This is a genomic window from Clostridium sp. DL1XJH146 (assembly GCF_054819755.1).
This window is the reverse complement of sequence record NZ_JBTVVN010000023.1, coordinates 42357-63274: the sequence shown is the minus strand read 5'-3', so window position 1 is coordinate 63274 and position 20918 is coordinate 42357. Positions and strand designations below refer to the sequence as shown.

Annotated in this window: 17 protein-coding genes and 1 pseudogene; 16 read left to right on the top strand and 2 right to left on the bottom strand. The window is 28.6% G+C overall.

Annotated elements, in window-relative coordinates:
* The 9 genes and pseudogenes from ACVHXK_RS12015 to ACVHXK_RS11975 all read left to right on the top strand — a co-directional run.
* A pseudogene (locus tag ACVHXK_RS12015) lies at positions 1–756 on the top strand (RNA-guided endonuclease TnpB family protein); the annotation flags it as partial.
* A 441-nt stretch (positions 757–1197) separates the two neighbouring features.
* Positions 1198–1404, top strand: coding sequence for a hypothetical protein (locus tag ACVHXK_RS12010; RefSeq protein WP_461206639.1), 207 nt, complete (start codon positions 1198–1200; stop codon positions 1402–1404).
* A gap of 180 nt (positions 1405–1584) precedes the next feature.
* Positions 1585–1887, top strand: a complete 303-nt coding sequence (locus ACVHXK_RS12005; RefSeq protein WP_461206638.1) for a hypothetical protein — start codon at positions 1585–1587, stop codon at positions 1885–1887.
* Positions 1888–2040: 153 nt separating this feature from the next.
* Positions 2041–2745 (top strand): hypothetical protein, encoded by a 705-nt coding sequence (locus ACVHXK_RS12000; protein WP_461206637.1) that lies wholly within the window; start codon positions 2041–2043, stop codon positions 2743–2745.
* Positions 2746–2954: 209 nt separating this feature from the next.
* Positions 2955–4346: an ATP-binding protein gene (locus ACVHXK_RS11995; protein ID WP_461206636.1), complete on the top strand. Its 1392-nt coding sequence runs from the start codon at positions 2955–2957 to the stop codon at positions 4344–4346.
* Between the two features lie 112 nt (positions 4347–4458).
* Positions 4459–5742 carry a homoserine dehydrogenase gene (locus ACVHXK_RS11990; RefSeq protein WP_461206635.1) on the top strand — a complete coding sequence of 428 codons (1284 nt, stop codon included), beginning with the start codon at positions 4459–4461 and terminating at the stop codon, positions 5740–5742.
* Between the two features lie 18 nt (positions 5743–5760).
* Positions 5761–7254: a threonine synthase gene (gene thrC / locus ACVHXK_RS11985; RefSeq protein ID WP_461206634.1), complete on the top strand. Its 1494-nt coding sequence runs from the start codon at positions 5761–5763 to the stop codon at positions 7252–7254.
* 233 nt (positions 7255–7487) lie between these two features.
* On the top strand, positions 7488–10619 hold the full coding sequence (locus ACVHXK_RS11980; RefSeq protein ID WP_461206633.1) for a glycoside hydrolase family 2 TIM barrel-domain containing protein: 3132 nt from the start codon (positions 7488–7490) through the stop codon (positions 10617–10619).
* 13 nt (positions 10620–10632) lie between these two features.
* Positions 10633–11295 carry a TetR/AcrR family transcriptional regulator gene (locus ACVHXK_RS11975; protein ID WP_461206632.1) on the top strand — a complete coding sequence of 221 codons (663 nt, stop codon included), beginning with the start codon at positions 10633–10635 and terminating at the stop codon, positions 11293–11295.
* A gap of 241 nt (positions 11296–11536) precedes the next feature.
* Here ACVHXK_RS11975 and ACVHXK_RS11970 read toward each other — a convergent pair whose 3' ends face one another.
* Complete coding sequence (locus ACVHXK_RS11970; protein ID WP_461206631.1) at positions 11537–13450, bottom strand: ABC-F family ATP-binding cassette domain-containing protein; 1914 nt, start codon at positions 13448–13450, stop codon at positions 11537–11539.
* 220 nt (positions 13451–13670) lie between these two features.
* Here ACVHXK_RS11970 and ACVHXK_RS11965 point away from each other — a divergent pair, with 220 nt between their 5' ends.
* The 6 genes from ACVHXK_RS11965 (at position 13671) to ACVHXK_RS11940 (ending at position 19672) form a co-directional block, all read left to right on the top strand.
* Entirely contained in the window at positions 13671–14312 is a 642-nt protein-coding gene (locus ACVHXK_RS11965; RefSeq protein ID WP_461206630.1) for a redox-sensing transcriptional repressor Rex, read from the top strand.
* A gap of 162 nt (positions 14313–14474) precedes the next feature.
* On the top strand, positions 14475–15368 hold the full coding sequence (locus ACVHXK_RS11960; protein WP_461206629.1) for a sulfide/dihydroorotate dehydrogenase-like FAD/NAD-binding protein: 894 nt from the start codon (positions 14475–14477) through the stop codon (positions 15366–15368).
* The gene (gltA, locus tag ACVHXK_RS11955) at positions 15368–16753 is read left to right on the top strand and encodes an NADPH-dependent glutamate synthase (RefSeq protein WP_461206628.1); all 1386 of its coding nucleotides are present in this window, start codon (positions 15368–15370) and stop codon (positions 16751–16753) included. Before ACVHXK_RS11960 ends, gltA begins: the two co-directional genes overlap by 1 nt.
* A 282-nt stretch (positions 16754–17035) precedes the next feature.
* Positions 17036–17731, top strand: a complete 696-nt coding sequence (locus ACVHXK_RS11950; RefSeq protein ID WP_461206627.1) for an FTR1 family protein — start codon at positions 17036–17038, stop codon at positions 17729–17731.
* 232 nt (positions 17732–17963) lie between these two features.
* The gene (locus tag ACVHXK_RS11945) at positions 17964–18842 is read left to right on the top strand and encodes a DNA-3-methyladenine glycosylase family protein (RefSeq protein ID WP_461206626.1); all 879 of its coding nucleotides are present in this window, start codon (positions 17964–17966) and stop codon (positions 18840–18842) included.
* A 122-nt stretch (positions 18843–18964) separates the two neighbouring features.
* Positions 18965–19672 carry a TVP38/TMEM64 family protein gene (locus tag ACVHXK_RS11940; RefSeq protein ID WP_461206625.1) on the top strand — a complete coding sequence of 236 codons (708 nt, stop codon included), beginning with the start codon at positions 18965–18967 and terminating at the stop codon, positions 19670–19672.
* A gap of 23 nt (positions 19673–19695) precedes the next feature.
* Here ACVHXK_RS11940 and ACVHXK_RS11935 read toward each other — a convergent pair whose 3' ends face one another.
* The gene (locus tag ACVHXK_RS11935) at positions 19696–20340 is read right to left on the bottom strand and encodes a TIGR01906 family membrane protein (RefSeq protein WP_461206624.1); all 645 of its coding nucleotides are present in this window, start codon (positions 20338–20340) and stop codon (positions 19696–19698) included.
* A 285-nt stretch (positions 20341–20625) separates the two neighbouring features.
* Here ACVHXK_RS11935 and groES point away from each other — a divergent pair, with 285 nt between their 5' ends.
* Positions 20626–20910 carry a co-chaperone GroES gene (gene groES, locus ACVHXK_RS11930; protein ID WP_461206623.1) on the top strand — a complete coding sequence of 95 codons (285 nt, stop codon included), beginning with the start codon at positions 20626–20628 and terminating at the stop codon, positions 20908–20910.
* The last annotated feature ends 8 nt before the right edge of the window (positions 20911–20918 follow it).

Here is a 20918-nt window from a genome sequence, read left to right as displayed (position 1 = left end):
ACTAATAATCAAAATGGAACTGTAGCTATTGAGAATGGACGTATTAAGATTCCAAAATTAAAATCTATGATTAAAATTAAACAGCATAGAGATTTTGAGGGCCTTATAAAGAGTTGTACTATATCAAAGACACGTAGTAATAAATATTATATTTCTATACTAGTTGATGCTGAAAATATAAAGTTGCCAAAGATATAAAATAAAATAGGTGTCGACGTTGGTTTAAAAGAGTTTGCAGTTTGTTCAAATGGGGATAGATATGAAAATCCTAAATGGCTCAGAAAGTCAGAAAAAAGACTAAAAAAACTACAAAAGGACTTATCAAGAAAGAAAAAAGGAAGCAACAACAGATATAAAGCTAGATTAAAGGTTGCTAAACTTCATGAGAAGATTGCTAATCAAAGAAAAGATTTTTTGCAAAAGTTATCTACTAAGCTAATTAGAGAAAACCAATCTGTAGCTATAGAAGACTTAAAAGTAAAGAATATGATGAAAAATAGCAAATTATCAAAAGCAATAAGCGAAGTATCATGGTTTGAATTCAGAAGAATGTTAGAATATAAAGCTGAGTGGTATGGAAGGACAATAGTAGTTGCGCCAGCTGATTATGCAAGTAGCCAATTATGCTCTAATTGTGGTTATAAAAATAAAGAGGTAAAAGACCTAAAACTCAGAGAATGGACTTGTCCAAAATGTGGCTCACATCATGATAGAGATATAAATGCAGGAATAAATCTACTGAAATTAGCTATATAATTTTGGTTATAATTAGAGGTCGGTGCGACCTTGGTAGCTTGGGTAAACTTGCTCTGTTAGGAGTATTGACCAAGAAGCCCCCACTTCAACATAGTAAGTGGAGGGTAGTTCACATTGGATTCAAACTAAATTCTTTAAGGACAATAAAATTTATTTATAAAAAAGATAAATTCATAGCTAGCACTAGAATAACTAACATTAAATTTAGTTACTTTAGAGTTAGCTATTTTAGTTTATAAAATACAAATGTAATACTATTTTTTTTTGTGTGTGACAGGCTTCGACAAACAAAAATAGAAAAATATGTTATTATAATTTAGGACAAGTTAAGTACACATACTTTGTAAAATATAAGGCGACCTAAAGAATCAACTTAAAGAGTATATTAGCAAACTCAACCGATAAATTGAGCTAATTACATAAATATAGGAGGAAAGTTAAGTGAGAAATAATAAATGGGTTAAAATAATGATATTTGTATCAGCTATGCAACTGTTATCTGGTATTGGAGCAATGATTATTGGAGTTTTATTTTTAAAAAGTAAATTGGGTGATAATGTAGGGATATGTTTGATGCCAGTTCTGTTATGTTGTATTTTCTCTATAATTAATATGGCTATTGTTATTTTAGAATTAAAGAGTAAATAATGAAAAAATTGAAACGACTAAATTAATATCATTGAATTTTTAAAATGGCTTAGAGGTATTATAATTATACTGTTTTATGTTGAGGGGAAGGGGTGTTTTGGGCGCTTTAATAACTTCTGCAAAAGAAGTAGGTGTATTAGATTTTGGAATAGATGTATATAAATCTTAGGGGGTGAAACTTTGAGTTACGATTTAGAGGATAGATTAGTAACTTCAGCCATAATAACATTAGTATTTATGATAGGTATGGTAGTGGTTTTCTTTATTATAAAAAAGAAGGAAACATATTTAAAAACAAATAAAATAAAAGATTTACTTGGACAAATATACGTTAGAAATGCATTGATGTGTTTTGTACCAGGTATTCTGTTTTGTGAAACTCTATACGAATTTCTTGTACTTCAGTTTTGCTTGATTCTTGCTGCTTTAACTAATGCTCAATACATCAATAAAATGTTTAACGATGAGCAAACCAATAAATGAATTACTAGTGCAATCCATAGCATTCAAACTATGTGTTGTTTTTAATATATTATATAGGAGCAAGCTCAGTTATAAGTTAATAAAAATTAATTAAGGATACATGGGTATATGGTATGAAGTATATTTTTTAATGAATATTAAGGGGGAATGAAGATGAAAAAGATTATTTTTTTATTTGTGGCATTAATTATTGTAGTTGGTAGTATTATTGTGTGTAGTGTTATAGATCAAGAAAAGATTATTGCAAGATATGTTACAGACGAACACTATAGATATAGCCCTGTTGAGTTAAAAGGGGAGATATATTTTCCTTTTAGCTATGAGTTTAGTGATTACAAAAATCTAAATAATATAGGGCATTTAAGTGCTAAAAATGCAGGCTTTATTAATGATTTGATAGGAGATGTAGGTCCTGTTTTAGTTGAGAAAGAAGATAACGACTATCTCCATTTTACAGTTATAGATGATTTCCCTATGAGTTATTCTAGTGCAGAATATTTACGAGATCCAAATTTAATTAAGGACAATATGGATAAATATAACGAATTTGTTCTATGTAATGATAAGAATAACACTGAAACAAGAATAAAGATAGAAAAAGAATTTTTGAATAAGCTTCAAAAAGAATTTGGAGTAATAAATTATAATATTGAAGACTTTAACAATTGTGATGATATTTATTATATATATGTTGATTCACCAAAAGAAAAGATACATGAAAGAACTTTTGATGAACCTATTATTTATATGGGATGCATATTTGTTAAAGATAGTAATCTTTATTATGAAAACTTGGCTAATGAAATAAAAGGTGACCTAAAGGAGCAACTTAAAGTGTATATTAGCAATTTCAACTGATAAAATATTATAAAAACTAATAGCACCTAACAGGATATTCTTGTTAGGTATTTATTTAGAAACTCAATTGAATTTTGAAGGTATATAAAGTTAAATATATGCTATACTTATAATATAACTAACTCTAGAATAATTAACTCTAAAGTTAGTTATTCTAGAGTTGGTTATTGGAACTTATATAATTACGATTTGGAGTAGAGGTGATAGCAATGTTTATTGGTAGAGAATATGAAATGGAAAGTTTAAATAGATTGCATAAAGATAATCAATTTCAATTTGTAGTGGTTTATGGAAGAAGGCGTGTTGGGAAGACAACATTGCTTTCAGAATTTTGTAAGGATAAAAAAGCTATTTTTTATGTAGCTGAGGAATATAACGATAAAATGGCTTTAGAGAGTTTTTCTAAGAAAATTTTAGAATATTATGATATGCAAGATTTTATAACAACTTTTGAATCCTGGGAAAAAGCTTTTATATTTTTAGCGAAAAAAGCAAAGAATGAACAATTATTATTGGTAATAGATGAATTTCCTTATATAGCAACTGCTAATAAAACTATAACTTCATTAATTCAAAATCTTATAGATCATTATTTAAAAGATACTAAACTTTTTTTTATTATATGTGGTTCATCCATGAGTTTTATGGAAAAAGAAGTATTGAGTTATAAGAGTCCTTTGTATGGAAGAAGAACAGCTCAGTTTAATGTTGAGCCTTTTGGATTTTATGATAGTATAAGATTTTTACCTAACTATAACTTAGAGGAAAAAGTTATGTCATACGGGATTTTAGGTGGTATACCACAGTATATTCTGAAATTTAAAGATAATATATCGATAAAAGATAATGTAATAAGGGCTATTTTAGATAAATCGTCATATCTTCATGAAGAACCTAAAAATTTGTTGAAGCAAGAATTAAGAGAGCCAGCTATTTATAATTCAATAATTGAAGTTATTGCAAATGGAGCTTCAAAATTAAATGAGGTATCAACCAAGACAGGAGAAGCTGGCGATAAATGTTCTAAATATATAAAAACCCTTATTGACCTAAAAATTGTGGAAAAAGAAACTCCAGTAGGAGAAAAAGAAAAAACAAGAAAAAGTATTTATAGACTAAAGGATAATCTTTTTAGATTTTGGTACAAGTTTGTATTTGATAATGGTACATTAATTGAGCAGGGAATGCTTGATTATGTATATGAAAATAAAATCAAAGAGGAAATAAGTAATTATTTAGGAGAAGTATTTGAAGATATATGTATACAGTTCTTAAAGAAAAAGAATAAGCAGCTAGAATTGCCTTTTGTTTTCGAAAAGATAGGAAGATGGTGGGGTAACAATCCTGTAAAGAGAAGACAGGAAGAAATTGATATTTTAGCTATTGATAAATCAAATGCTATTTTTGGTGAGTGTAAATGGAGAAATGAACTATTAGATATGAAGGTAGTTGATTCTTTGATAGAAAAAAGTAATATTCAAAACTTCTCAAATAAATATTATATATTTTTCTCTAAAAGTGGATTTACTGAAAGAGTAATACAATACGAAAAAACTCATGATAACATTCTATTATATTCATTAGCTGATATAATTATTTAATCTTCTTTGAAATAGATTAGGGTAAAAACCTTTATTTTTTCATAGATTAACAGTATAATGTTAATAATATTTATACGGAATAAATGAATATTAATGAAACGGGGGCTATAAAATGAAGAAAGTCAAAATTGCACTATTGGGGCTGGGAAATGTAGGCAGAGGGGTATGGAAAATACTACAAACCAACCAAAAGGAAATATCTGAAAGATGTGGTTATGAAATTGAAGTTGCTAAAATATTAGTAAGAAGTGTGGATAAAGATAGAGGCTTTGATGTTCCAAAAGAAATATTAACATCCAATGCAGATGAAGTATTTAGTGATGATAGTATTAGAGTAGTACTAGAAGTAATGGGTGGAATTGAACTAGCACATGAGTACATATTAAAGGCAATAAATACAAAGAAACATGTTATTACAGCCAATAAAGATTTAATAGCTACAAGAGGTGATGACTTAATCGCAGAGGCAAAGAAAAATGGGGTTATGTTTTACTATGAAGCAAGTGTTGCTGGTGGAATACCAATTATAAGTGTACTAAATGATGCTTTGACTGCAAATAAAATAGAAGAAATATTTGGAATTGTAAATGGGACTACAAATTATATTTTAACTAAAATGACTCATGAAAATTTGAGTTTTGAAACAGCACTTAAAGAGGCACAAGATAAAGGCTTCGCCGAAGCGGATCCCACTTCAGATGTAGATGCTTATGATGCTATGTATAAAATTAGGATACTTACTTCATTGGCATTTGGAACCAATGTTGATGTTGAGGATATTTATAGAGAGGGTATTAGGAATATTGCTAGTATTGATATAAAATACGCAAGTGATTTTGGGTATGTTATTAAACTTCTTGCAATAGCAAAAGAGAGAAATGGGAAAATTCAAATTAGAGTTCATCCTTCAATGATATCCAAAAGACACACACTAGCTAATGTTAATGATTCTTTTAATGCAATTTTCTTGAAAGGTAATGCTGTTGGGGATCTTCTTTTATATGGAAGAGGAGCAGGAGATTTGCCTACAGGAAGTTCCGTTGTAGCAGATCTAATTACTGTTTTAAGAAATGACATAGACGAGTATAAGATTAATAAAAAAGCAGATGTAGAGCCTATGGAAGTTTGTAAAATGGAAGAAACTGAAACAGAGTATTATATGAGGATAAAGGTTAAAGATATTCCAGGTGTACTAGGTGAGATATCAACGATTTTAGGAAAACATAATGTTAGTATTGAATCTATGATTCAAAGGGGAGAAAAATCAGATTTTGTTTCCTTAATTTTCATTACTCATAAGGTAAAAGAAGGAGATTTAAATTCTTCTATTGATGAAATAAAACAACTTTCTTATGTAGAGAAAATTAATAATATTATAAGAGTTGAAAAACTTTAATAGGAGGAATATAACATAATGGATAAATTAAAATTCAAGAGTACTCGTGGCGGAGAAGAGAATGTAGATGCATCATATGCAATAGTTAAAGGAATTGCAAAAGATGGGGGATTATTTGTACCAAATAATATACCAAAGTTAGGAATTGACTTTGATAAGCTTAAAGATATGAGTTATAAAGAAGTGGCTTATGTTGTTCTAAGTAAGTTTTTGAATGATTTTACTGAAGAAGAAATTAAAAATTGTATAGATAATGCTTATGATAGTAAGTTTGATACTGAGGAAATTGTTCCTATCAAAAAAGTAGGAGATGATTTTTATTTAGAATTATTCCATGGACCTACATTGGCATTTAAGGATATGGCTCTATCAATATTACCATATCTTATGACTACAGCGGCAAAAAAAGTAGGATTAGAGAAAGATATAGTTATTCTAACTGCTACTTCAGGAGATACAGGTAAAGCTGCTTTAGCTGGTTTTACTAATGTGGATAAGATTAAAATAATAGTTTTCTATCCTAAAGATGGAGTAAGTCCAGTTCAACAACTGCAAATGATTACTCATGAGGGTGATAATACATTTGTTGTAGGTATAAATGGTAATTTTGATGATGCACAAAGTGCTGTTAAAGGGATTTTTACAGATGATGAATTTAAGAATAAATTAGACGAAAATGGCTATGTTTTTTCTTCAGCCAATTCAATTAATATAGGTAGATTAATTCCACAGGTAGTTTATTATGTATATACTTACTCTCAGCTTTTAAAAAGAGGTGAGATTACAAAGGGAGAAGAAATTAATGCTGTTGTTCCAACAGGTAATTTTGGAAATATTTTAGCAGCATATTACGCTAAAATGATGGGAACTCCAATTAATAAATTAGTCTGTGCATCAAATAAAAACAATGTTCTTTATGATTTTATTAATACAGGTATTTATGATAAAAATAGAAGTTTTTATACAACTAAATCACCATCTATGGACATATTAATTTCAAGTAATTTAGAAAGACTTCTTTATAGTATATCAGGTGAAGATAGTGCACTTGTAAAAAATCTTATGGAATCATTAGCTAAAGATGGCAAGTATAAGATTAATGAAATAATGAAGAAAAATATGAATTCTTTTGCAGCAGGTTATACTACAGAGGAAAATACAGCTAGTACTATAAAAAATGTGTATGAAAAAGAAAATTATGTTATGGATACTCATACAGCCGTTGCAGCAAGCGTATTAGAACAGTATAAAAATAAAGTAAAAGATGAACTAAAGGCTATTGTTGCTTCAACAGCAAGTCCATATAAATTTGTTGGTTCAGTTTTAGATTCACTTGATGATATTAACCTAAATGAAGGGCAAGATGAATTTGCACTAGCAGCAAAATTAGAAAAAATAAGTGGAGTTGAAATTCCAAAGGCTGTTTTAGAATTGAAAGGTAAGAAGATTATACATGATAAAATATGTGAAAAAGATGAGATGGAAAAGGTTATTAAAGAAATACTTTTCTAGTTAAATATTAGTTGAGAAATCCACGTAAATGGTTTATGCCCTTTACGTGGATTTTTTTATTGACTAGGGAAAGATAGGGTCTATAGTGAAGATATTTTGCTATTATTTCATTTTAAAATGAATATAAAATTGTGATATAAATGATTTTGTGATAGAATCAATATCAAGATGATAGTTAAACTATCAAATGGTCTGAAATAGTTAAAAATAAGTTGTGTACAGGGGGTGATTTTATGGCTAACCTTTATGACTGGGAGAATCCAGCTATCATAAAAATAAATAAACAAGAGGGGCATGTTATTGCATATCCTTTTGATAAATATGAAAGTGTATTAAGTGGAGAAGAAAGTCCATATAAGAAAAGTCTTAATGGTAAGTGGAATTTTAAGTGGATTTTAGGTATAGAAAATCATATTCAAGATTTTTATAAAGAAGACTATTCATTAGAGGAATTTGATGAAATTGAAGTTCCTTCAGTTTGGCAGCTTAAGGGATATGGGAAACCTTATTATTTAGCTTTTGATTATCCACCTGCAATAGATAAGAAGAAGAAAAACATACCGAAAATAGAGCATAAGCTCAATGAAATTGGTTTGTACAAAAGAAATTTTATACTTCCTGAAAACTTTAATGGTAGAAAGACATTTTTACATTTTGGTGCAGTTAAATCTGCTTTCTATGTGTATGTTAACGGTGAGAAGGTTGGATATTCACAAGGTTCTATGACTCCTTCTGAGTTTGAAATAACAAAACATTTAAGAGCAGGAGAAAATAGTATTGCCGTTGAAGTTTATAGATACTGTGACGGAACATATTTAGAGGATCAGGATATGTGGTTTTTTAGTGGAATATATAGAGAAGTATATATTTTTGCTGAACCAAAAACTTATATAAGTGATTTTTATGCAAGATGTAAAATGGATGAAAACTACGAAGATGCGGAGCTATTTATAGATGCTTTTGTGAATAATAATGATATGGGAGATAAAAAAGTGAAGGTTGAAATTCATCTCTTAGATTATGATGCTAAGGAAGTAAACAAGTCAATATGTATGACATCCTGTAATATTAGAGCTGAAGAAGAAAAGAAGCTATTGCTATCTACTAATATTAAAAATCCTAGGAAATGGACAGCTGAAACACCAAATTTATATAAGATAATTTTAACTCTTAAGGATGAAGAAAATAATATTATTGAACTCAAGAGTATACAATACGGGTTTAAGGTTGTTGAAATCAAAAATGAGAAAATACTTATAAATGGTAAACCTATTATGATTAAAGGTGTTAATAGACATGATTTTGATTCGGATTATGGTTGGGCAGTTCCAAAAGAGCGGTATTATGAAGATTTTAATATAATGAAAAAGAATAATATTAATGCTATAAGAACAAGTCATTATCCAAATGACCCATTTTTTTATGAGCTGTGTAATGAATATGGATTCTACGTTATGGATGAAGCTGATGTAGAGACACATGGAGTAAGAACAAAAAATGTTCCGGGGGATAATCCTGTATGGACAGAAGCTGTAGTCGATAGAATGGAAAGAATGGTTTTAAGAGATAGAAATCATCCTTGTATATTTATGTGGTCACTTGGAAATGAAGCTGGTTATGGTAGTAATTTTAATGAAATGAAGAAAGCCGCACTAAAACTTGATGATACAAGACAATTTCATTATGAAGGAGACTTTGATATTAGTGTTAGTGATGTTTTGTCAAGAATGTATCCCACAGTAGATATGGTAGAAAAGTTAGGAAGACACAAAGAATTAAAAATAGGGATTTTTGATAATATTTTAAATAAGTTAAGTGCAGACAATAAACCTTTAAAGCCAGAACAATATGAAGGAAAACCTATAGTATTATGTGAATATGCACATGCTATGGAAAATAGCCTTGGTAACTTTCAAAAATATATGGATGTTTTCGAGAAATATGAAAATATGGCAGGCGGGTTTATATGGGATTTTGTAGATCAGGTAATTCATAAGAAAGATAAAGTAGGTAATGATTTGTGGCTTTATGGAGGCGATTTTGAAGAAGAAAAGACTACTAGGTATTTCTGTGCAAATGGTATAGTGTTTGGAGATAGAACACCACATCCTTCCTTGTTTGAAGTTAAAAAGGTTTACCAAGAGATAAAAGTTGAAGCAATTAATTTATTGAAAGGTGAATTTGAAGTTTATAATAAATATAGTTTTATCGATTTAAGTGATTTTGAAATGAACTGGAGCATAACTGAGGATGGCAATAAAATAAAAGAAGAAAAAATAGATGATTTAAATGTTATGCCTAAGAAAAAAGTGAAATTTAATATTAATTATGATTTACCAGAGTTAAAAATTGGTTCAGAATATCATGTTTTAATATCTTTTAAGTTTAAGAAAGATACTATTTTTGCAGAGAAAGGTTATGAGATTGCTTGGGACCAATTTAAAATTCCTTTCGGTACTGGAATGAATATTGAAGAGCCATGTAAACATAATAAAACAGTAGAGTGTTTTGAGAATGCTAAGATTATAGAAGTCAAAGGTGAAAATTTCAAAATTGTTTTTGATAGGAAATTAGGAGCTATAAAAAGTATTAATTATGGATTAGGTGAAATAATTAAGGCACCATTGACACCTAACTATTGGAGAGTATTAACAGATAATGATAAAGGATATGCAAATTATAATCCTAAATTAGAGAATATATTGATTGATAGGTCATGGAAGAGAGCCACAGACAATAGAAAAGTTAAAGAGATATCTGTTGAAAAAAATAGTGACTATATAAATATAAAAGTTACTCAAAAGGTTATTAATTGTAAGGATGATGTTATAACAAATTATAAAATTAATTCAAAAGGAGAAATTTATGTAAGCAATATAATAACTCCTAAAAAAGATATGTATAGAATTGGAATGCAAATGGCTTTAAATGAGGAATATTCTAATATGCAGTGGTTTGGTAGAGGAGAACACGAAAATTATTGGGATAGGAATACAGGGGCTAAAATTGGCGTTTATAAAGGTAAAGTTGAGGGACTTATTCACAACTATATGAGACCACAGGAAAATGGTAATAGAACAGATGTAAGATGGGTATCTTTAAGCAATGATTCAGGTAAGGGCATAGTTGTTTGTGCTATGGGGGAGAACATATTGAATACTAGTGCTTGGCCTTATAGCATGGAAGACCTTGAAAAAGCAGAGCATATACATGAATTACAGAATAGGGACTTTGTTACTTTTAATATAGATTATTTGCAATGTGGTGTAGGTGGAGACTTGCCAGGAGTTGCCAAAGTACATGAAGAATTTAAGATTGTAAAAAATAAAACTTATAAATATTCCTTTGTAATAAAACCTTTATAAAAGGAGAAAGAAAATGGATATAAAAACTAAAAGAAAACTTGAGCGGGAAGAAATGAAAGAAAAAAGAAAAATGGAAGTTGTAAAAGCTGCTACAATAGTTTTTATGGAAAAGGGGATAGAAAATGCTAAGATGGTCGATATTGCAGATAGAGCACAGGTTGGTGTAGCTTCAGTTTATCGATACTTTTCTACAAAGACTGACCTTGCTATAGAGGTGGCTACAAATATATGGAAAAATGAAATAAATAGGAAATATTTAGAAGAATTTAAAAGTATAGATAATAAAGAAATAAACGGTAAAGAAAAAATAAAGCAATTACTAATAATATTTATTGATATATATGAGAACTATCCTAACTATTTGAGATTTATAGAGTATTTCGATAACTATATAGTAAAAGAAAATATTTCAAAAGAAAAACTAAAAGAATATGAAAAAAATGTAATAAATTTAAAACCTATTTTTTTAAGTTATTTAGACGAAGGTAAAAAAGATTTGTCAATAAGAGTTGATATTGATAAAGATATATTGTTTGTAACCATTGTAAATTCTATGATGGCCCTTTCTCAGAAATTTATAGTTAGAGGAAATATTTTAAATTTTGATAAAGAGATTAAAGGAAAGAAGCAATTAGAACTTTTTATTGATATGATAATAAGATACCTTAGTGGCTAATTGTATATTGCTAAAATTTCATAAATAAAAACTATTGATTCAAACAATATATTATAAATTAATGAGTCTTTAAAACAGAATTTAAAAATTAAAAGCTGACTTTCTATATTATAGAAAATCAGCTTTTGTATGGTAAATATAAATATTTTGAGAAATTAATTTTCATACGAAATGGTTGTTTTTTCATGATTTACGAAATTAGAATTTAAATTATTTGGGTCAGTTTCAGTAATGATTGTTTCTATAATAAGTTTTCCCATTCTTCATATAATTCTTCTAGTTTTCTTTCACTTTCTTTTAAAGAAAAAGTAATTTTTTCACTTTCTTCTGGATTTGAATAAATTTCTTCTAGACAAAGTTTCGATTGGAATTCTTCAATAGCTTCTTCAGTATCTGCAATTTTTTTCTCAAGGTCTCTAATTTGTTGGCCTTTAATTTGTTGTAATTTTTTTTCTTCATTTTTCTTTTTTCGCTCATTTTTTATTTCTGTTTTTGTTTTTCCTTCTATTTCTTCGATGTTTTCAAATCTAAGAGGATTTTTTTTCTTTTCTACATAGTAACTATAGTTACCTAAATAAGTTTTCAAACCATCTATATTCAATTCGTGGATTTTATGTACAACTTTATTTAAAAAGTATCTATCGTGAGATATCACAAGTAAAGTTCCTTCATAATTTATTAAAGCATTTTCTAAAGCTTCTCTTGACATAACATCTAGGTGATTTGTAGGTTCATCTAATAGTAAGAAATTTGATTGTGAAAGCATTAACTTTAAAAGATTTATTCTACATTTCTCGCCACCACTTAGGTTGGATATTTTTTTAAAAACGTCATCACCAGTAAAAAGGAAAGCAGCTAAGGCGTTACGCACACTCGTTGTTGTCATTGTAGGGAACGTATCCCATACTTCATCTAATATGTTCTTTTCATCATTTAGATTGGATTGCTCTTGGTCATAGTAACCTATCATAACATTCTGGCCTAATTCGAAAAAACCAGAGTCTGGTGATACTTTATTCATTAGTATATTGAATAGTGTAGTTTTACCTCTTCCATTATCGCCTATTAATGCTGTTTTTTCGTTTTTCTTTATTTCTAAATTGAGATTAGTAAATAGAACTTTTTCACCATATGATTTTGAAATATTTTCTGAATAAAGAACGTCATTACCGCTAGTTATTTCTGGCACAAAAGTGAAACTTTTTAAATTTTTTTCCTTTGTAGGGGCATCTATTCTTTCTACTTTATCTAATTGTTTTTGTCTGCTTTCAGCAGCTTTTATACTTTTTTCACGATTAAATGATTTATACTTTTTTATGATATCCTCTTGTCTTTTAATTTCTGCATCTTGAAGTTTAAAGGCTTTTAATTTTTCTTCATATCTTTTTTCTTTTAAAGTGAGGTATTCCGTGTAGTTACCTTTATATATTTCAATTGTTCCACCTTTTAATTCTAAAGTTCTGTTGGTTATAAAGTCTAAGAAAAATCTATCATGTGATATTACTAAAATTGTACCCTTATAGCTTTTTAAATATCCCTCAAGCCATTCAATAGCTTCTAAATCTAAATGGTTAGTAGGTTCATCTAAAAGAAGTATATCGGGATTAATTAAAAGAAGTTTGCAAAGAGAGGCTCTCGTTTTTTGACCACCACTTAAAATATTAATATTTTTAGTATAATCATCTTCAGTAAATCCAAGACCTTTTAGAACTTTGTTGATTTCTGCTTTGTATGTATATCCACCTTTGTTTTGATATAATTCAGTTGTATCTGTATATTTTCTAATAATTTTCTGATGATATTTTTCATTATCAAGGTCATAAGGTTTTGACATTTCGATTTCTAATAATTTTAGATTTTTCTCCATATTTGTTAAATCTTCAAAAACCTTTAGCATTTCATCATATATAGTATTGGTACTTTCTAAAGTTAGATGCTGCGATAGATAACCTAATTTTTTATTTTTATCAACAAATATGTCACCACTATCAGCCTCTATTTTTTTTATTAAAATTTTGAAAAGTGTAGATTTACCGGCACCATTGGGGCCTACTAACCCCACTTTTTCACTATCATTTATATTAAAAGTGGTATTTTTTAGAATTTCATCTACACCATAGCTTTTTTTTATGTTTTTGCAGCTTAAAACTACCATTACATTCCCCACCTTACTCTTGCATATTAGTTTAATTAATATATATTATCAAATAGCTTGCATTTTTAATCATAAATATATAAAATCATATTATATAGTTTAACATTTAATAATGCAAAAAAATAGAGAATAAATATATCATATTTATTGTAATTGTAAATTTGTTATATTATAAATAGTTATTATTATTTTAATTTTAATTCTTAAAGGGAGTGCGCGCATGAATAAAAAAGAAAAAAAGAGCAATGTTTCTATGGCAGTAATAAGAAGATTACCTAAATATCATAGATATTTGCAAGAATTAATTAAGAATGATATTGATAGGATTTCTTCAAGAGAATTAAGTCAAAAAATTGGATTCACAGCTTCACAAATAAGACAAGATTTAAATTGTTTCGGAGATTTTGGACAGCAAGGATATGGATATAATGTTTCAGACTTGTATAGAGAAATTAGTATAATTCTTGGATTAGATTTTCAATACAAAACTGTAATAGTTGGAGCAGGTAATATTGGGCAGGCAATTGCTAATTATACTGAGTTTAACCGACTAGGATTTGAGTTAAAGGGGATTTTTGATGTTAATCCAAAACTAATTGGATTAAAAATAAGAGATGTTGAAGTTAAAGATATTGATAGTCTTAATGATTTTTTAAGTAATTGTGAAGTTGATATTGCGGTTATATGCGTTCCAGGAGAAAATGCTCAAAAGGTTTGTGAGATAGTTGTAAAAAATGGGGTTAGTGGGATATGGAATTTTGCACCGGTAGATATTGAAACACCGGAAAATGTAACTGTAGAAAATGTTCATTTGAGTGAAAGTTTGTTAACTTTAACATATTTATTAAAGCAAAAAATATAATAAGCTCCTAAAAATAGAGTTTTTTTAAGAACTTCACTTTACCTTTGTGAAGTTTTTAATTATAATATAAACTAGAGTAATTTTAAATCTTGTCATTAAGTCTACCCAATAAATATTTTAAGATTTCCTCGGCTATATATATAATTAAAGAGGTGAAAGTAAATGTATAAAATTTTAAAGAGACGAGAACTCGCTCCTGATTTATATCTAATGGATATAGATGCACCTAGAGTAGCAAAATCAGCACAGCCAGGACAGTTTATTATTGTCAAGCTAGACGAAAAGGGAGAAAGGATTCCTTTAACGATTTGTGATTATGATAGGGAAAAAGGTTCTGTCACTATTGTATTCCAACAACTTGGTACATCAACAGTACAGATGGCCCATCTTCAAGAGGGTGACTACGTTAGCGATTTTGTAGGACCACTTGGACAACCTTCAGAATTTATTCATGAAGATATAGAAGAATTAAAAAAGAAGAAGATTATGTTTATTGCGGGTGGAGTTGGAACAGCACCAGTATTTCCACAAGTAAAATGGATGAAAGAACAAGGAATTGATGTTGATGTAATAATTGGTACAAAATCAAAATCAACATTGATTTTAGAAGAAGAAATGAAAGAATATGCTGGGGATTTGTATGTAGCAACAGATGATGGTTCTTATGGATTCCATGGTCTTGTTACAAACTTATTTAAAGAGCTGATAGATAACAAAGGAAAGAAATATGATCATGTAGTAGCAATAGGACCAATGATTATGATGAAATTTGTGTGTCTTATGACAAAAGAATACGACATACCTACAACAGTAAGTCTTAATCCAATTATGGTAGATGGTACAGGCATGTGTGGAGCTTGTAGAGTAAGTATAGGAAATGAAATTAAATTTGCGTGTGTAGATGGACCTGAATTTGATGGACACTTAGTTAATTTTGAAGAAGCTATGAGAAGACAAACTATGTATAAGACAGAAGAAGGAAGAAGTCAACTTAAGGTAGAAGAAGGAGATACACATCATCACAAGGGTGGCTGCGGTTGCGGAGGTGACAACTAATGGATAGAATGCATAAAATACCAGTAAGAGAACAAGATCCTAAGGTTAGAAGTAGAAATTTTGAAGAAGTATGTTATGGATATAATGAGGAAGAAGCTGTTGCAGAAGCACAAAGATGTTTGAATTGTAAAAATCCTAAGTGTGTAGGTGGGTGTCCAGTTTCAATAGATATACCGGGATTTATTGAACATGTAAAGAAAAATGAATTTGAAGAGGCTGCAAGAGTTATTGCCAAGTATAGTTCTTTGCCAGCTGTATGTGGAAGGGTTTGTCCACAAGAAAGCCAATGTGAAGAAAGATGCGTCCTTGGAATAAAAGGAGAACCTGTTTCAATAGGAAAGTTAGAAAGATTTGTAGCTGATTGGGCAAGAGAAAACAATATTGATTTATCTGAAAAGGAAGAAAGCAAAGGTAAAAAAGTAGCTGTAGTTGGTAGTGGGCCTGCTGGACTTACTTGCGCAGGAGATCTTGCTAAAAAAGGCTACGATGTAACTATATTTGAAGCACTTCATGAAGCCGGTGGTGTTTTAGTATATGGTATACCAGAGTTTAGATTACCAAAAGAAAAAGTTGTTAAAGCAGAAATAGAAAATATTAAAAAGCTTGGAGTTAAAATTGAAACAAACGTTATTATAGGAAAAACTACAACAATAGAAGAGTTGATAGAGGATGAAAATTTTGAATCTGTATTTGTAGGTTCAGGAGCAGGTCTTCCTAAATTCATGGGAATTCCTGGTGAGAATTTTAATGGAGTTTTTTCAGCTAATGAATATCTAACAAGAGTTAACCTTATGAAAGCTTATAAAGAAGACTACCAAACACCTGTAAAATCAGGTAAAAGAGTAGCCGTTATAGGTGGTGGAAATGTTGCTATGGATGCAGCAAGAACTGCCCTTAGATTAGGATCTCAATCTCATATAGTATATAGGAGATCAGAGCAAGAACTTCCAGCAAGATTAGAAGAAGTACATCATGCTAAAGAAGAAGGTTTAATCTTAGATATTTTAACAAATCCAGTGGAAATCTTAGCTGACAAAAATGGATGGGTTAGAGGTATGAAATGTATTAAAATGGAATTAGGAGAAGCTGATGCTAGTGGCAGAAGAAGACCAGTACCAATTGAAGGTTCAGAATTTGTAATGGATGTTGATACTGTTATAATGGCATTAGGCACAAGTCCAAACCCACTTATTTGTTCAACAACTAAAGGTTTAGAAGCTAACAAATGGAGATGTCTAGTGGCTGATGAGACAACAGGAAAAACAACTAAAGATAAAGTATATGCAGGTGGAGATGCCGTAACAGGTGCTGCTACTGTTATACTTGCTATGGGAGCTGGTAAAGCTGCTGCTAAAGCTATTGATGAGGAACTTAGTCAACAATAATTTAATATAAAAATTTACGAAAAAGAGAGTCTTTTAGGCTCTCTTTTTGTTATTTTATTTATTGAGAACACTAGAATATTATTGAATTTAAAACTTTGGCTAAGTTAATTAACTTTGTTCAAACAATAGCTAATAAGTAACAAGTATATAAAACAGAATAGTTAACAAAAGTTTAGGTATTAGCATATAGTATTATAGCCAACAATACCCTTTTTCAATACATAGGTAGGTGATATAGCACTTTTCTATGAAAACACACTAGATTATTTGGAGGGTAAAAATATGTTAACAGCATTAACAATAACTTTTAGAGAAGCTCTAGAGATGTTAATTATTCTTGTTCCTTTAATGATTTATGTTACTAAGATAGGAAAAGAAGAATTGAGTAAATATATTGTAATTGGTTCTTCAGCAGGTTTAGTTGTAAGTATAATATCTGGAATATTGATTATCAGTGGAATAAATTCACTTAGAGGATTATCGAAAGATATTTTCCTTGGTGGAACCATGGTGTTCATCGCTTTGCTTGTCTTGTATAACATCGCTTGGGTAGGAAAGATTGGGAAAACAGTTTCACTTAGTGTAGAAGATAATAATGAAGTGAAATTAGAGAAAATTAGTTTGTTTTTACTAGCTTTTGTTACAGTATTCAGGGAGAGTTTGGAGATTATACTTTTTTTAATCCCGCTTGCTAATTTAGGACCAATATCAATTATTTTAGGGGTATCAATAGGTGCGGTTATTTCTGTGATTGTTATGTATCTAATCTATAAGACATCTTTAAAATTGAGGATAAATTTAATTTTTAATGTATTAACTGTTTTTTTGATTTTAATTGGAGGACATTTATTTGGAGAGGGAATAGATATATTTGTAGAGGGTGAGGATGTAGAAATGGCAGCATCACTTATTTATATTATTCCACTTTTAATAATTTTCATAAAGAAACAATTGAAAAATCTAGTTAAAAAAAATTAAATAATAAATCATATATTATTAAAAATAAGGATTTTTTATTCATAAAATCCTTATTTTTTTATGTTATAATTTATCATAATAGTGAAGAATATATAAAATGAGGCTCTGCTAAAAAAAGAAGTGAACATTGCCAATTGTTATTTACGCTAAAGTAATTTACTTAACAAAAGTTTTGATATCAACAAGATTATAAAACACAGACTAATAAAATATCGAGAGAGAGTGTGAGAATATGGATTTTAATTATATTGAGAATATTGATAATGTTATTATTATAAAGGATGTAAGAAGTTTTAATTTAAAGCATGTATTTGAATGTGGGCAATGTTTTAGATGGGATAAAACTGATGAAGGTACCTACATAGGGGTAGCATATGATAGAGTAATCGAAGTTGAGAAAAAAGATGGGGATATTTATATATATAATACAAATGAAAAAGATTTTGAAGAGATTTGGGTTAAATACTTTGATTTATACAGAGATTACGGAACGATAAAAGAATTACTAAGTAAAGATGAAATATTAAAAAAGTCTGTTGAATTTGGTGATGGCATAAGAATTTTAAATCAAGAGCCTTTTGAAATTATTATATCTTTTATAATTTCTGCTAATAATAGAATTCCTATGATAAAAAAAGTGATAAATAATATTAGCACTAAATGGGGTAAACCTATAGAGTATAAAGGGCACGTTTATTATACATTTCCTTCTCTTTTAGACCTAAAAGATAGTACTGTAGATGATTTTAAAAGCTGTAGTGCTGGATTTAGAGCAAAATATATAAAGTCAACCTTGTTAAAATTAAAAAATAGCGTTGTAGATATTGATTATATGCTGACATTAGAGGATAATGATTGTTTTAAAGAGTTACAAAAACTAGATGGGATTGGACCAAAAGTTGCTGATTGTATTATGTTCTTTTCATTGGATAAAACGACTGCTTTTCCTGTAGATGTATGGGTAAAGAGAGCGATGCAATATTTCTATTTAGCTCCAGAAATATCATTACCTAAAATAAGACAATTCAGCATAGAAAAATTTGGAAAACTATCAGGTTTTGCTCAGCAATATTTATTTTACTACGCAAGAGAAAACAATATAAAAGTATAATAACTTTCAATCAAGGATGATTTTATTATTCAAAATTGCAAATTGCTAATTATTTTTTAAAAAGCATTGCTAATTATGTTTTAAAATATAGTCAAATAATAAAACAAAATTAAGGTGATTATATGATTAAATTACTAAAAGAAAAAATAATTGAATATAAAGTATATATTGTTCTTATAGCTTTAGCACTATTTTTACTAATATCAGGTTATGAATACTATGAAAAGTATATATATTTTTTTAAGGATCCTATCAAAATAAATGATTTTGTCTTAAGATATGGAAAACTTGGATTTATAGTATTTCTTGCATTACAAATATCGCAGGTAATAGTATTTTTTATTCCTGGTGAAATAATTCAAATTGCAGGTGGTTTTATTTATGGAAGTGTGATCGGAGGTTTATTATCTTTGATTGGTATAACCATAGGGAGTGTACTTATTTATGGTATATCAAGAAAATTTGGAAGACCATTTGTAGAAAAAATTATTTCAGAGAAACATTTAACTAATTTTGAAAAAATATTAGAAATAGGGAGTAAGAAATATATTATATTCCTTTTCTATGTAATACCTGGAATGCCAAAGGATATAATGGGTTATTTTTGTGGTATTTCCAAAGTGAAATTTAAAGATTATATATTCTATTCCACTATGGGTAGGCTTCCTGGGATTTTTATATCAGCTTACTTTGGTGACAGTTTGTTAGATGGAAGACACACCTCTCTAATTGTAATAGCTGTTGTGATGAGTTTACTGTTTCTAATAGGGTTATTAAGAGGTGATAGAATAATTAAATCAATGACTCATGATACGACTAAAAATAAATAGCTAAATTAGATATTTATTTTTAGCTATTTATTAATATTTTTATAGAGTACATTACATAATATACTAGACAATATAAGAAATATAACAATAACACCAAGGGAATGGAAAAAGAATTCTTCAGGAAGTATTGTAATTATAGGATCATAAATAGGATTAAATATCCAGTAATCGTTGCTGAATAAGATTTCATGAAATATGGTAAAACTATAGTCAAAATTAATTAAAAAGGGTATTAAAGTTGCAAGAGGCAGTATTATTAATAAATATGTAGTATAACGTAGAAATTTAAAATTTTTCTTTTTAAGAGCATATAGTACAAGGAAAACTAATAGAATTAAGAGTATGTACATTAGATTGTCCATAAAATTGAATACCTTTTTTACATCTTCAAAGTGAATTTTTCCTTGCTCAGAATAATTAAGTGAAGGTAAATTAAATTCAGTGTTTTTATGAGAAGCTACAAAATCTACTATATAGTTGTAATTCGTTTTGATTTCATTTTCTGAATAACCAGAGTTTTCACTTATATTAAGATAGGATATATCAAAATAATAAAGAGATTTAAAATTTAATGTGAATTTAGCACTGAAACTTATTAATATAAAACTAAGGATAAATGCTGTTACGATAGTAAAAAAATTTTGTTTGTAATTAGCTATATTGCCCATTATATCACCTCTAATAATATATTTTTAACAAAAGAATAGTTAATTATAACATAGAATTTAATATATGTTTTACTAAGATTTCATTAAAATGAGAGTAAAATAAAGTAATAAGATGATTTTACGAGATAAGGAAAGATAACTTAAAATATTAGCTGTTTTTAGAGTTATTAGTTAATGTATGGAATTTGATATTAAATTTACTATAAATTAATATTATATTTGTTAGCACTCGTTTTACTAGAGTGCTAACAAACATTCCTATTTATTACATAAGGAGGGTTTATAATGAATATTAGACCATTAGGTGATAGGGTAGTAATTAAAAAATTAGAAGCGGAAGAAACTACAAAGAGTGGTATCGTACTTTTAAGTTCAGCTCAAGAAAAACCACAAGAAGCAGAAGTTGTTGCTGTAGGACCGGGTGGAATTGTTGAAGGAAAAGAAATTGTAATGGAAGTGAAAATTGGCGATAGAATTTTGTATTCTAAATACGCTGGAACAGAAGTTAAAGTAAATGGTGAAGAATATATCATTGTTAAACAAAATGATATTTTAGCTATTGTTGAATAATTGATAGT

Bases quoted from the DNA above. Each gene is read 5' to 3' on its own strand.
- ACVHXK_RS11950 (WP_461206627.1), top strand. From the start codon at position 17,036: ATGTTAACAGCATTAACAATAACTTTTAGAGAAGCTCTAGAGATGTTA.
- ACVHXK_RS11980 (WP_461206633.1), top strand. From the start codon at position 7,488: ATGGCTAACCTTTATGACTGGGAGAATCCAGCTATCATAAAAATAAAT.
- ACVHXK_RS11965 (WP_461206630.1), top strand. From the start codon at position 13,671: ATGAATAAAAAAGAAAAAAAGAGCAATGTTTCTATGGCAGTAATAAGA.
- gltA (WP_461206628.1), top strand. From the start codon at position 15,368: ATGGATAGAATGCATAAAATACCAGTAAGAGAACAAGATCCTAAGGTT.
- ACVHXK_RS11975 (WP_461206632.1), top strand. From the start codon at position 10,633: ATGGATATAAAAACTAAAAGAAAACTTGAGCGGGAAGAAATGAAAGAA.
- groES (WP_461206623.1), top strand. From the start codon at position 20,626: ATGAATATTAGACCATTAGGTGATAGGGTAGTAATTAAAAAATTAGAA.
- ACVHXK_RS11970 (WP_461206631.1), bottom strand. From the start codon at position 13,450: ATGGTAGTTTTAAGCTGCAAAAACATAAAAAAAAGCTATGGTGTAGAT.
- ACVHXK_RS11960 (WP_461206629.1), top strand. From the start codon at position 14,475: ATGTATAAAATTTTAAAGAGACGAGAACTCGCTCCTGATTTATATCTA.
- ACVHXK_RS11935 (WP_461206624.1), bottom strand. From the start codon at position 20,340: ATGGGCAATATAGCTAATTACAAACAAAATTTTTTTACTATCGTAACA.
- ACVHXK_RS12000 (WP_461206637.1), top strand. From the start codon at position 2,041: ATGAAAAAGATTATTTTTTTATTTGTGGCATTAATTATTGTAGTTGGT.
- ACVHXK_RS11990 (WP_461206635.1), top strand. From the start codon at position 4,459: ATGAAGAAAGTCAAAATTGCACTATTGGGGCTGGGAAATGTAGGCAGA.
- thrC (WP_461206634.1), top strand. From the start codon at position 5,761: ATGGATAAATTAAAATTCAAGAGTACTCGTGGCGGAGAAGAGAATGTA.
- ACVHXK_RS11945 (WP_461206626.1), top strand. From the start codon at position 17,964: ATGGATTTTAATTATATTGAGAATATTGATAATGTTATTATTATAAAG.
- ACVHXK_RS11940 (WP_461206625.1), top strand. From the start codon at position 18,965: ATGATTAAATTACTAAAAGAAAAAATAATTGAATATAAAGTATATATT.
- ACVHXK_RS11995 (WP_461206636.1), top strand. From the start codon at position 2,955: ATGTTTATTGGTAGAGAATATGAAATGGAAAGTTTAAATAGATTGCAT.